Source organism: Rhizobium sp. SRI_017 (assembly GCF_057586295.1).
On record NZ_JBYCZP010000026.1, the window covers coordinates 63,440 to 75,657 of the forward strand.

The following is a 12,218-nucleotide window of genomic DNA, read 5'->3' on the forward strand; positions in this document are numbered from 1 at the left end:
GACCCAATTGGCGGGAAGCTTATTCACGGGCGACGCGGTCGTATTCGGTACGGTAGGCCATGTTCAGGTAGGCCACCAACTTGGCTGTATCGCCAACAGCATTGGTGTTCCCAATCAGGGAGACGTTCTTGATGTTGGTGAGGTTCGTCGCGACGTCCATTCGGCATGCAATCTATTCGGGGGATTAAGCGCCCCCGGACGCTGGATTTAGGCGGTGTACCCGACGGCGACGAACTTGATGATTTCGTCAACTGCCAAGCCGGTATCAGCGATTGTCACCGTATTGCTGGACACGCTTAGTGCACTGTTGGCTCTGGGTCTTGTTGCGCACCGGAGTGACCACACGACGGCGGTTCAGGCTGTAGGTATCGGTACCACGCTGGATATCGGCACCGGTGCCCTGCACACGGGTTTCGCCAGTCTTCACACCAGCAATCGCGAGCGGGTTGCGGAAGTGATAGACGACGGATTCACCGGGTTGCGGAGCGAAGTTTTCCTTCACAATCGCCGCAGAGATCGCGGACCCAGCTTCTCCCATGAGGAACTGGAACATGTTCTTGTCAAAGTGCTGCGTAAAGACCTTGTCTGCCCAACGGGTCTGTGCGGCGGCATTCGAAGAAGTAATCGTAGCTGTCAATGCTACTTACTTTCATTGATTATTGCCGCAGCCGGGATTTCCAGTCGTCCACGGGGTTAGCGGCACGCGTTGACGGCGTGCGCTCAGCCAGTGTCGGCATGGTTTTTCCGGCCTTCTTTGGCTGGCGAAAAGGCGTCTCCACCGTTGTGGTGGCCGCCGTTTTCTCGGTTGATTGGCCCTTCTTGCTGGCCCGCAGCATCTGGAGCGGTGTGCGTCCGGCCGCCTCGCGGAACTCCTCGAGAAACTCTTTCCCCGTGTCGAACACGTGGACGGCATTTCTTCCGGCGACACGTTGGCAAGGTTCACTTGCACATCGGGGTCGTTCCGGTGAGCCCAGATAAAGGCATGTTTCAGCTCTTCCATCTGTTCGACCCCGCCATAGGCACGCTGCAGCGCCTTCATGACGACAGGATTTTTCACGTCCTGTTCGAAGGCGGCATAGAGTGTCTGCTCGTATTCGGGTTGGCCACCTGAGTGGCCCACATCTGCTCAAGCTGGTCGGTCTCCTCCATGAAGCCGGTCACAGGGTTTGGCGTCATTTCGGTTACCTGTAGCAACTCCGTCAGAATTGTCTTGCTGTTCCGCAAGCCCTTCGGCCGCCCTTTTGGGTTCCCTGACTTCCCTTTGGCAAACGGCTCACCGAACGGCATCCCATCAGGACGCCGCTCCGCTGCTTTGCCGCTGCTCTTGGCCATAGCGGAATCATGGATGACATTTCGCAGCCAGACAAGAAAAACCTCTGAATAAGGCCGTCTCGCCCTATACGTCACCGCCGCGCCTTAGTACGTCTTACCTATCGAAAGTTGTGGGATGGATAATGAATCACTGGCTGCTAAATCATCCGTTTGCGCTCACGGTATACACGGGCGTCTTCACCATTCTCGGCGTGCTTATCATCCCAATCTATCAGTTCTTCTTCCCGCCAGCGCTTGTACAGCCACAATTGGTTTATGACGGCCCCGTGCTTGTATATCCGAAGAAAAGCATGACCGGCGGCATCGAGATGTCGCTACTATCCGTCGATGGCGATGTCGCTCGGATCACGTTCCAAAAGGACGAGTTCCCCATTGCGGAAAAGACCTTTCGGACCGTCGATGGCGGCAATGGCATAGCCTGCTCACTCTATCTAAATAATGTTCGCGGGGCGAAGATTGATGCTGGGGTGGACGGCCATCTCGTCTGCTTCAAGAATCCGCCCCGATAGGCGGAGCGCAACCGCGACTTGGAAGTCTCCGTGGAGAAGCAGAGGTCACCGTGTCCACCAAGCTCGTCAAAGACGAAATCGAGCGTTTCCTCGCATCTGCCGAGCCTGAGGTGCTTTGCATCCGGGGCAAGTGGGGAACGGGGAAAACCTACAGCTGGAAGAAGGCTCTTTCAGAGGCAGCCAAACGCGATGATGGCCTAGGCCGAGACACGTACTGCTATGTCTCCCTGTTTGGCCTGAATTCGCTGACAGAAGTGAAGCGCGAACTGTTCCATAGCATCGTCAGGCGAAAGAACATCGGAAAGGAGTTCGAAGCCGAGGAAGTCCGACAATCGTACCAGAAGGCCCGTGATCTCACCAAGATCACCTCGGGCGTTATCGCAAACCTGATACCGGGCGGAACGGCAGAAGCCGGTAGCACTCTCACCTTCTTGACGGTCAGGGATCAGCTCATTTGCATTGACGACTTGGAACGCAAAGGAGAGCAGCTACGAATTGGCGACATATTGGGCCTTGTGTCTATGCTGAAGGAAGACCGGAACTGCAAGGTCGTTATCTTGCTGAACGACGTGGCTCTGCAGCACAAAGACGAGGAGGACTTCCAAAGCTATCTGGAAAAGGTCGTGGACGTCAGCCTGCGTTTCGCGCCGACGCCGGAGGAAAGCGTGGATATCGCGCTGACAGGCGCGGAGGGTAATCCTGTCGTCACTAAGGCGGTTCGGGGTAACTGCCTCAATCTCCGTATCGACAACATCCGCGTTATCCGCAAGGTACACCGGATGTCACAGCTCATCGCCGATCTGTTCACCGACTACGAGCCCGATGTGACCATATCCGTCATCCGCTCGGTGGCACTCTTCGGATGGAGCCAGCTGCAGCCCGATCAGGCGCCGCCCATCGCCTTCCTGAAGTCGAAGCAGTCACCGTGGGCTGATTTTGTCGAAAGCAGGCACGAAACCAAGCCGCGCGACATAGAGGTTGAGGGTTGGAAGGCAATCCTGCGGGAATATGGTCACGAAATGACCACCGACTTCGACCTTGCGCTCATCAAAGGCGTGGCGGACGGCTACTTCGACCCCGACGTGGTCAAGCAGCATGCCGAAGAGCTGCATCAGCGCGTACGCCGCGAGATCGCAAATCAGGCCATGCGCGATGCCATGCTGAACTACGACTATGATTTCAACGCAACTGCGGAGGACGTAGTATCGACCCTAAAGGCATCGTTCGAGAAGCACATCATCTATCTCGGTCTAGAATGGCTCGGTCATCTGGTGAAGCTGTTTAAATCTCTTGGCTTCACCAAAGAAGCGGCCGAGTTGATTGACTTCTACGCCGAGAAGCGGACGGCGATACCAGGGGCGTTTGACTACGACAGCATGTATCGCCATGGGGAGGAACTTGACCCCGATGTGAGGTCACGGTGCGATGATGAAATGGCGACACGCGAGCCGTATTACGGGCTTGAAGAGATATTGATGTCGCTCGGCACCCACGGGCGGGACGAGGAGCTCGTCGCGCGAACCTTTGGCGTCCCGATGGAGGAATACCTGCGCCTCTTCCGCGCCAACAAGGGGGAGAAACTGGCGACGCTCTTGCGGGGCACGTCCTACGCCCGCGACATCGAAAATCCGGATAAGGCGGAGGATAACATGATGCGGCGTGCGGCGGAGGCCCTGCGGGTTCTTGCTGCCGAGTCCGAAATCAACGCCATGCGGGCCAACAGCTGGGGCCTCATCCAGCGTCTCAACTGGCTTGAGGCACAGGCCGAGATCAGGGCTAAGATCGATGCGACCAATCAGGCACTGGCCGCCGCAGTCGTCACGTCCGAGAAGCCGAAACAGGCGGGTAGGCAACGCAAGCCGAGAGCATCTTAGGACGTCGGCCCTACCACACCATTGAAGGCACGTTCCCCGGCTATCCCGTCAAATGTGAGATCGCACGCGGGGTTGAGGGCACGGACTGGTTTCACAGCAATCCTTGGGAGTACAATTACCAGAAGGTCTGCTGGTACGATCTGGCGCACCTACGCAAGCATTTTGCATACCTTGCTTCGACCGATCCCGAAACGACCCTCCGGTTGATGGAAAACGACGCCAATGTCTACCGATCGATACCACGGCCATGGTTGACCCTTGGAGGCGGCGTAGCGTGGGGCATTGGCCTTCCCCTTTTTCTGTTGGCTGTTGGCGCTGCCATCTACTGGGCGCTGGCGGGTTTCGCCCGAAAGCCCGATGCCTCTTGACCTGCTTATTTTCAACCTCAAGTGCATGGACACCCAATTGCTCGACCTCGACCAAACGCTAATCGAAAGCTTCAAGAAAGCGCTCACCGACGCCGCTCCGGCGGGCAAGCAAAAGGAACAAGTTGTTCAGGACTTCATGGAAGCGAATACCGAACTGATCCCGACGCACAACATTCTGCACAACGGCCTTCAGTTCAACGCGGTGCTATCAAAGTTCAAGCTCTCCACGGCTCTGACTACTGACTACATTTATGTCAGCAAAAGTTCCGGTCAGTCACAAGTCACACTCGTTGAGTTGGAGCAGCCGGATAAGCCGCTATTTACCAGCAATCTGGACACAGCCATTCAGAGTGCGGCGTTCACCGCAGCAATTGCCCAGGTCACCAGCTGGCGAACCTTCATTGAGGATCACCGGAAACAGGTCATTGAGCAGTTGGAGCCCCTGTTCCGGCCGTTGGTGTCCAATCCGGTCACGTTCCAATATCAGCTCATAATCGGGCGATCCAAGGATAAGAATGCTTCTGGCGACCGTAAGCGCGCATTCATCGACATGCGCAACAACACTGGCATCGAGATCTTGACCTATGACAATGTCATCAGCCGTTATGAACAAGGCCCCCGCCAGAAAAAGAACGTTCTCCGCTTCAGCAAGAATCGACTTGTGTTCAAATCGATCAACGCCAACCTCAGGAGCATTCTGGCTTACCTTGGGCCTGACGTTCTGAGCCTTTCGCCCGAGCACATCGAAGCGCTCACAAACGACGGCTACGAAATGGAGAAGTGGCAGAATGGCGAGCTTCTCAATGTAAATTTCAAGTACGCCGCAAGTTCTGAGAAGGCCCCGGACTGGGTTTCAGCGGTATCCGCCACCATAGAACATCGGAGATCGGCAAGATCCAAGGAGTTCGACGACATCGACTGAAACATTAAGGATGAGCGGGCTTTCCCTTTCCGCTCATTTCACCTTTCCGCCAGCGCATCCAGTTGGCGCCCTTCCCCCGCTCCCGAGGGTCGAACCATTCACCACCGAACCGCGCCATAAAGGCTTCAGCGTCTTCCTTCAGCGCGTATCAGAACACCCGGTACCATTTGTCCTGAAAGCTCACCGAATGCCCGCGCGAGCAGAGGGAGCGCCCGAAGTTGAACTCCTTCTGATCCTCGAAATGCTTGTAGGCACACAGTTCCGCGTCGAGCGCCACCTGATACGGCCAGCCGCGATCTACACCAGCTGGGCTCAGCTCACCTCTCCGTATCATAGGAATTTTCTCCGCTTGAAAGCGGCTTATGTTCCTATCTTGTTCGCGAACGTCAAGGAGGTGGGCGACCCTTATTGGCATTGATTGTCTTCGCTAGAGCTTCTAACCGTCCCCGTTTATCGGCGACAAGATCCTCCAGCGCCGCTTCAAGCAGCTCAAAACACTGCAGAGTAAAATCGAAGTCGGCAACGCCTTCATGGCTCCCCACATTCCCGACGTTGCGCAAGGCGTCCAATGACTCCTTGTGTCCGGGTTTCACTTTGTTGAGTTCGTCAATTCTATCAGCAAGGGTAAGGGTACGAGGCGTGCCGTCCCTCTTTGTGCCTTGGCGCGTCACCTGAAGGTGATCCAACAGCGATTCCACGGCCACCCGCAACCGGTTTGCGCAGGCGGCAAGATCGACGAAAAAAAGGTTCTCCGCGCCGGATATTTGAAGCTTGCAGTCGTCCGACAAGGCACTCGGCACCTCGATCATTGGCGGCATGGGAACGAGAGACCTGATCGTGAATTCAGAGGTCGTCTCTACCTCCCAGTTGTTGCCGCGATGGGCGCCACTGGTATCGTGATTATGGTGATAATCCCCTGAGATCGCCACGGGCTCATCACAGATTTCGTTGTCACATCGGAGAACGCCCCAAAACCGCCCAAACGACTGGTCGCCTCGCAGGTCGTGCTCTTCTAGACCGTCCGTGACCCACTGCGGTTCATGCTCGAAAAGGCCGTATCCTTTTTCAGTATTGCCCTTTTTCGTCAGGCGCCCCTCGCGGCAACGCGGGCATGTGAACCTTGGAATTCGGGGATAGGTGCTCTTCCAAAGATTGGTATCCACGAAGCCTCCGAATCATTCTCTTCTCCGAGGATTACCAAAGTCCTTAAGATGTCGCTTGAACAAGGTCGGTTGATCAATGCGTCCCAGAAGTTGCTTCGAACAGTTTTCCACCAGACGGCGCATCTGTTCATCATGGGCACGCTTTCACTCGGCCGACCGCTTTTCGGCCTGAGCAATCTCTTCGGCTGTCAGATGGCGTTTCTCGATGCTTTCGACCACGTCCTTCCAGTTCTCGCGATTCAACCAGGTCGCCGGGTTGGGCACATAGCGGCCCCCGTCCTTCGTCCATTGCTCAGAGGCTTTCCAGCGGTACAAACCGGCCAGCACCTCCGCCAGGTCGGGTTTCTTCCGGCTCCACATCGTGAGGGCGTCCGGCTTGCTCACCTTCTTTGGATAAGCTGACCAGAATTCATCGAATCCCAGCCACGCTCCCTTGGGGGCTTTGGGGGTATTATCGGTATTTTTCACCCTTGTATTATTATGGGTGACATTTCTGTCATGGGTACCCGCGACGGAATTGTCAGGGGGCATGACATTTTTGTCATCCCTTGTATAAGGCTGCAAATTCCGAGGCAATCCGCCCCCTGATTCCGAAATGATCTCGCCCCCCAGTTCCGAGAATTAGTCGCCCCCTGATTCCGAGATGATGCCGCCCCCTTCGGAAGGGATGTGGTGTGGGTGTTCTGCCGGTGTGAAGTTCCTTCCGTCGATGGTGATGGGGAAGGAACGGGATGCCTGCGGAGAGACTGGAGATGCGGCATGTCCGCGAGATACTGAGATATCGGGCCGAGCAAGGACTGGGCCACAAATCAATCGCGGTTCGGGTCGGGGCAGCGCCGTCGACGGTGCGCGAGACGCTGCGGCGGGCGACGGCTGCGGGGCTTTCGTGGCCGTTGGACGACGACGTGAGCGATGCCGTCCTGGAAGCGGCGCTCTACAAGGCGGCCGGGACGAAGACGGGTCATCGCCGGGCCCCCGAGCCGAACTGGGCCGAGGTCCATCGCGAGCTCAAGCGCAAGCACGTGACACTACAAATCCTCTGGGACGAATATATCGGCCGCTATCCGGACGGGTATCGCTACAGCCGGTATTGTGACCTTTACCGCGGCTGGGCACTGAAGCTGCCAGTGACGATGCGGCAGGAGCATGCAAGCGGCGACAAGCTGTTCGTCGATTATGCGGGCGACACGGTTACAGTCGTCGTTGATCGGCTGTCGGGCAAGACGCGGCAGGCGCACCTGTTCGTGGCGGTTTTGGGAGCGTCCAGCCTGTCTTATGCGCAGGCGCGCTGGACAGAGACGCTTCCGGACTGGATCGAATGCCATGTTCAGGCGCTGGAGTTCTTCGGCGGTTCGCCGGCCCTTCTGGTCCCTGACAATGCCAAGGTGGCGATCATCAAGGCCTGCCACTTCGATCCTCAGGTCAACAGGACCTATTGTGCCATGGCGGCGCACTACGGGAGCGCGGTCCTTCCGACACGGCCGCGGCGGCCGCGCGACAAGGCGAAAGTGGAGGCCGCGGTTCGTATCGTCGAGCGCTGGCTGCTGGGCCGGCTGCGCCATCGCGTCTTTTACAGTCTCGCCGAGGTCAATGCCGCGATCATGGAATTGCTCCGTGACCTCAACGACATCAGGGTCTTGCGTCGGGTCAATTGCACGCGGCGTCAATTGTTTGAGGAACTCGATCGTCCGGCTCTGCGGCCATTGCCTGTCGAGCGCTATGTCTTCGCCGAATGGCGTATCCGGCGCGCTGGACTGGATTACCACGTCGAGATCGAACGGCATTATTACTCCGTTCCCTATCGCTTCGCCCGCGAGCAGGTCGAGGCGCGCATCACCGCCAATACGATCGAGATATTCCACAAGGGCGAGCGGATTGCCGCGCACCGCCGCTCGAGCGGCAACGGCAAGCACACGACCATCCCGATCATATGCCCTCGGCGCATCGTCGGTTTGCCGACTGGACGATCGAACGCATTCGGCGCGAAGCCTCTGCCATGGGGCCGGATGTCGAGCTGTTGTGCGAGCGCATCCTTGCCGACCGGCCGCATCCCGAGCAGGGCTTTCGCGCCTGCCTCGGGATTATCCGCCTTAACAAGAGCTTCGGCCGCGACAGGGTCAATGCAGCCTGCGCCCGCGCGCTGGAGATCGGAGCCCGGACCTATGGCTCGGTACGCTCCATCCTCGACAATCACCTCGACCGGACGGCGGGTTCGAATGAAGCCGCCTCGCACGAACCGATCCACCACGAGAACATCCGCGGACCTCGCTATTACCACTAAGGAGAACGAAGAATGCTTGCTCATCCAACACTTGATAGACTGAACGCCATGGGCCTGGCCGGCATGGCCAAAGCCTTCGGCGAACTCGTCGCCAACGGCGAGGCCGAACATCTCTCTCATGCCGAATGGCTCGGACTGCTGCTCGAGCGGGAATGGAGCTCCCGTTACGACCGCAAGCTTGCGGCGCGTCTCAGGTTCGCCAAGCTTCGTCATCAGGCCACCCCGGAAGATGTCGATTATCGCGCCGAACGCGGTCTCGACCGTGCGCTCTTCATGAAACTGCTCGGGGGCGACTGGATCGGCGCTCACGACAATCTCGCTATCTGCGGTCCCTCGGGTGTCGGAAAGAGCTGGTTGGCATGTGCCCTTGGCCACAAGGCCTGCCGTGACGACCGTTCTGTTCTCTATCAGCGTGTCCCAAGGCTCTTTGCCCAGCTCGCGCTCGCCCGCGGCGACGGTAGATACGCTCGCCTACAACGCACCCTGGGCCACGTTCAGCTCCTGATCCTGGACGATTGGGGCCTCGAGCCACTCAACGAACAGGCCCGTCACGATCTGCTAGAAATCCTAGAAGACCGTTACGGCCGTCGATCGACGATCATCACCAGCCAACTCCCCGTATCCGCCTGGCACGGTGTCATCGGTGACCCCACCTATGCCGACGCCATCCTGGACCGTCTCGTCCACAATGCCCATCGCATCGAACTCAGAGGCGACAGTCTACGCCGAAATCTGCCTCGCAAAGCTTGACACAGCACTTGAACGAACTGACAACAATTACTGCCTGCAGACCCCAATGAAACAGGGGGCGAGATCATCCCGGAATACGGGGGCGCAATCATCTCGGAACAATGGGGCGGCTTCATCGGAATCGGCATATAAGGCAACGACAAGCGGAAACCACGCGCCCCACTCGGGGCTTGGCAAAGCACGATGAAACCAGCATCTGCCAACTCGTGAATCCACCGTTGGACCGTGCGAACACTGGTTTCATAGGGAGCCGCCAAATAAGCGCCGGAAGCCCAGCACATTCCGGTCTTGCTGGCGAGGGCAGTAATCTCGCCGTAAAGAAGTTTTGCGTTGGGGGTTATCCGAGCGTAACGGACATTGGCCGGTATTACGTCGTAATAGGCTGGAGTTTCCACATATCGGACCTCAGATTGTTTGTCGCCGGACCATTCTTCGACAGGGCGGCAGCGGTCCGCTGCGACCGCCCATGGAAGAATCGCCACCCATGATCTAATGCTTGGCAACAACTTTCGCGGGCGGTCTGGGTATGGACGTTAAATATCAGGTGTTTGTCAGTTCCACCTTTACCGACCTGATCGAGGAGCGGCGTTCGGTCATCGAAATGATCTTGAACCTCGGGCACATTCCGGTTGGCATGGAAGCCTTTCAGGCCAGCGACGATACCCAATGGGAATACATCAAGCGCCGGATTGACCAGAGCGACTACTACGTCGTGATCGTCGCGGAACGATACGGCTCAGAGCTGAAGGGCAAGAGCTACACCCAGATGGAATACGAGTATGCGGTAAAGCAAGGCGTGCCGGTTGCGGCCTTCCTTCTGCACGATGCAGCCCGCCCGCAATGGCCGAACAGTAAGACCGAGCCTGCGAAGCGGGACAAGGTCGAGAGATTTCGGAAGCTTTGCCAGAAGAAGATGGTGAAGCATTGGCAGAACAATTACGACCTCGCGGGTCAAGTCGCCCTCGCCCTCCCCGAGCTAATGCGTGAGAAACCTCGCGGCGGCTGGGTTCGCGCGGACACCGTCCCCGGCCCGAACGTCTTGGCAGAACTTACAAAGCTGTCAGAAGAGAAACGACTACTTTCTGAAAAATTGGAGAAGTTCACATCGCACGAACTGGTGCCTCCGCCAGATGTGAGAGAGCGCCTCGAAAATCTCAATGAGCAAGGGTTCTGGGACTATCTGTCTCTTGTCGCGCCCGAGAACGACGATACCTCGCTGCTGGAGGTCATCCGCGATGTGCTGCCCGAAATGGTCATGGGTGCACGGATCGAAGATATCCAAACGGCGATGTCGGAAATCTCCAACATTGCCATAGAGGATTACGAAACCTTTGTGTTTGTGAAGGCCCTGATCGGCAACAATCTTGCGACGATCATGCGGGAGCAGCCTGACGAGAAAGGTGTTGTCGAGCCGCTATTTGCTCCAACTCCCTATGGCACAGACTTTCTTATGTACGCCGACAGATGGGTGCGGCAGAAGAAGGTGCTGGCTCAGTGACCCTGCAGCGCAGACCATAAGGCTGCAACGCCAAAGGAAGCCGAATATGACAATAACCCGTCCGACACACTCACTCGCTAGCGACCCAGAATTCCGCAGGCTCGGCACTCAGTTCGAGCATCTTAACGACGATGAATTGGAGATATTGCTCGACGCCGTCATGGAGGCGACGCGTGAGGCGGTTGAAGAGTTGGCGTCAAAGGTGCCGGTCATCGAAGGGATGAGTGAAGAGACCTTGGGTCGCGAAGTGCGATCAATGGGCTACCGCAAGCTCTCGGCTCGCCCAAGGCATCATGCACAGGATGCCGAGGCGGCTGAGGCATTTAAGAAAACTTCCCCACCGCTGTGGCAGAAATCGCCGCCGGTCCCGCCAAGAGCAAAGTGATCGAAATCTGGTTCCAGGACGAGGCCCGTATCGGGCAGAAGAACAAGATCACCCGCCGCTGGGCCAGGCGTGGATCAAGGCCATCTGCGCCGCACGACCAGCGCACCCGCTCGGCCTATATCTTCGGCGCGATCTGCCCCCGGCACGGCAAGGCCGCCGCCCTCGTCATGCCATGGTGCGATACCCACGCAATGAACCAGCATCTGATCGAAATATCCCGAAACGTCACTGAGAATGGGCACGCCATTCTCATCATGGACCAGGCGGGATGGCACATGTCCAACAACCTCGCCGTCCCCGAAAACATCACCATCCTGCCGCTGCCGCCGAAATCGCCCGAACTCAACCCCGTCGAAAACATCTGGCAGTTCATGAGAGATAACTGGCTCTCCAACCGAGTCTACAAATCCTACGACGATATCGTCGACCACTGCTGCTACGCTTGGCGAACACTGCAGGAGCGGTCATGGAAGATCATGTCAATTGGCCAACGGCAATGGGTAAAAGGGTTCTGATCAATGACGGCTGGTTTTTAAGAGACGATACAAAATCTGATCATTCCAGAAGCGGTCTAGACCCTCAAACAATTCCCCAGGGCCGAAACCGCCCACGTTCCGTCATCTCCCTGAGGCCGAGCTCCGCAACAATCCGCCGCGCCGCCTGCGGCGTCACGTCGAGTTTTTCGGCAATCATGCCGAAAGAGACCAGCGGACGGGCCATGTTTAGCTCGACCAGCTCCGACAATTTTGACGAGGCGCGTTGGCCTGCCAGCTCTTGTTCCATCACCTGCTGGGCCAGCAGCAAACGATCGTGCTCTTTCAGTCCGACCCCGCTCGCGCCGATGAGACCCTTAACGATCGCGATCATCCGAGGATTTCAAAGCGATGCCAGCAGCAAAGGCCGCATTGACGTCGCTGGCCTCGCTCCGGCGCGGCAAGGCCCAGCCGGGCAGTTTGGCTGACCAGACTGGCGGCGTCGCAGAGGAGGTGGCAAACGAATCCGTACGGCGGAGCATAGATCATGTGAGCAGTTTGTGATTTTTATTTGCCGCCAAACCGCACGTCGTGTCTGAAAACAAGTATGTCCGATAAGATTGCATTATCGGATGTTTTGCTCATTATAGAGAAAGCAGGCGG

Annotated in this window: 13 protein-coding genes and 3 pseudogenes; 7 read left to right on the forward strand and 9 right to left on the reverse strand. The window is 57.4% G+C overall.

The genetic code is table 11. The annotated features are described in order from the left end of the window. Positions 1 to 19 precede the first annotated feature (19 nt). From AC2YI2_RS32580 to AC2YI2_RS32595, 4 genes are all read right to left on the reverse strand, one after another. Positions 20 to 160 (reverse strand): hypothetical protein, encoded by a 141-nt coding sequence (locus AC2YI2_RS32580; RefSeq protein WP_487390688.1) that lies wholly within the window; start codon positions 158 to 160, stop codon positions 20 to 22. A 105-nt stretch (positions 161 to 265) separates the two neighbouring features. Then, a complete protein-coding gene (locus AC2YI2_RS32585) occupies positions 266 to 637 on the reverse strand; it encodes a hypothetical protein (RefSeq protein ID WP_487390689.1) in 372 nt (123 codons plus the stop codon). Positions 638 to 656: 19 nt separating this feature from the next. Then, positions 657 to 902: a hypothetical protein gene (locus tag AC2YI2_RS32590; protein ID WP_487390690.1), complete on the reverse strand. Its 246-nt coding sequence runs from the start codon at positions 900 to 902 to the stop codon at positions 657 to 659. Positions 903 to 1,053: 151 nt separating this feature from the next. Then, the gene (locus AC2YI2_RS32595) at positions 1,054 to 1,332 is read right to left on the reverse strand and encodes a DUF5681 domain-containing protein (RefSeq protein WP_487390691.1); all 279 of its coding nucleotides are present in this window, start codon (positions 1,330 to 1,332) and stop codon (positions 1,054 to 1,056) included. Between the two features lie 122 nt (positions 1,333 to 1,454). Between AC2YI2_RS32595 and AC2YI2_RS32600 the strand changes: the two genes are divergently transcribed. From AC2YI2_RS32600 to AC2YI2_RS32610, 3 genes are all read left to right on the forward strand, one after another. Beyond that, positions 1,455 to 1,841: a hypothetical protein gene (locus tag AC2YI2_RS32600; RefSeq protein WP_487390692.1), complete on the forward strand. Its 387-nt coding sequence runs from the start codon at positions 1,455 to 1,457 to the stop codon at positions 1,839 to 1,841. 50 nt (positions 1,842 to 1,891) lie between these two features. After that, on the forward strand, positions 1,892 to 3,715 hold the full coding sequence (locus AC2YI2_RS32605; protein WP_487390693.1) for a P-loop NTPase fold protein: 1,824 nt from the start codon (positions 1,892 to 1,894) through the stop codon (positions 3,713 to 3,715). Positions 3,716 to 4,072: 357 nt separating this feature from the next. After that, the gene (locus AC2YI2_RS32610; RefSeq protein ID WP_487390694.1) at positions 4,073 to 5,005 is read left to right on the forward strand and encodes a Shedu anti-phage system protein SduA domain-containing protein; all 933 of its coding nucleotides are present in this window, start codon (positions 4,073 to 4,075) and stop codon (positions 5,003 to 5,005) included. A gap of 148 nt (positions 5,006 to 5,153) precedes the next feature. Here the strand turns inward: AC2YI2_RS32610 and AC2YI2_RS32615 are convergent, their stop codons facing one another. The 3 genes from AC2YI2_RS32615 to AC2YI2_RS32625 all read right to left on the reverse strand — a co-directional run bounded on the left by AC2YI2_RS32615 (position 5,154) and on the right by AC2YI2_RS32625 (position 6,699). Further along, positions 5,154 to 5,339, reverse strand: a complete 186-nt coding sequence (locus AC2YI2_RS32615; RefSeq protein WP_487390695.1) for a hypothetical protein — start codon at positions 5,337 to 5,339, stop codon at positions 5,154 to 5,156. 52 nt (positions 5,340 to 5,391) lie between these two features. Continuing rightward, positions 5,392 to 6,168, reverse strand: coding sequence for a DUF4145 domain-containing protein (locus tag AC2YI2_RS32620; protein WP_487390696.1), 777 nt, complete (start codon positions 6,166 to 6,168; stop codon positions 5,392 to 5,394). 144 nt (positions 6,169 to 6,312) lie between these two features. Then, a complete protein-coding gene (locus tag AC2YI2_RS32625; protein ID WP_487390697.1) occupies positions 6,313 to 6,699 on the reverse strand; it encodes a hypothetical protein in 387 nt (128 codons plus the stop codon). 221 nt (positions 6,700 to 6,920) lie between these two features. Between AC2YI2_RS32625 and istA the strand changes: the two are divergent. Together istA and istB are read left to right on the forward strand one after the other, a co-directional pair. Beyond that, positions 6,921 to 8,449, forward strand: a pseudogene (gene istA, locus AC2YI2_RS32630) (IS21 family transposase). Positions 8,450 to 8,461: 12 nt separating this feature from the next. Beyond that, positions 8,462 to 9,199: an IS21-like element helper ATPase IstB gene (istB, locus tag AC2YI2_RS32635; RefSeq protein ID WP_487390698.1), complete on the forward strand. Its 738-nt coding sequence runs from the start codon at positions 8,462 to 8,464 to the stop codon at positions 9,197 to 9,199. Here istB and AC2YI2_RS32640 read toward each other — a convergent pair. Further along, complete coding sequence (locus AC2YI2_RS32640; RefSeq protein ID WP_487390699.1) at positions 9,103 to 9,681, reverse strand: helix-turn-helix domain-containing protein; 579 nt, start codon at positions 9,679 to 9,681, stop codon at positions 9,103 to 9,105. The two genes, istB and AC2YI2_RS32640, sit on opposite strands and share 97 nt — an antisense overlap. A gap of 14 nt (positions 9,682 to 9,695) precedes the next feature. On the opposite strand from AC2YI2_RS32640, the gene AC2YI2_RS32645 reads away from it, so the two are divergent. Together AC2YI2_RS32645 and AC2YI2_RS32650 are read left to right on the forward strand one after the other, a co-directional pair. Further along, positions 9,696 to 10,697, forward strand: coding sequence for a DUF4062 domain-containing protein (locus tag AC2YI2_RS32645; RefSeq protein ID WP_487390700.1), 1,002 nt, complete (start codon positions 9,696 to 9,698; stop codon positions 10,695 to 10,697). Positions 10,698 to 10,917: 220 nt separating this feature from the next. After that, positions 10,918 to 11,597 (forward strand): annotated as a pseudogene (locus AC2YI2_RS32650) (IS630 family transposase); the annotation flags it as partial. 64 nt (positions 11,598 to 11,661) lie between these two features. On the opposite strand, the pseudogene AC2YI2_RS32655 reads toward AC2YI2_RS32650, so the two are convergent. Further along, positions 11,662 to 11,952: pseudogene (locus tag AC2YI2_RS32655) on the reverse strand (helix-turn-helix domain-containing protein); the annotation flags it as partial. Between the last annotated feature and the right edge of the window lie 266 nt (positions 11,953 to 12,218).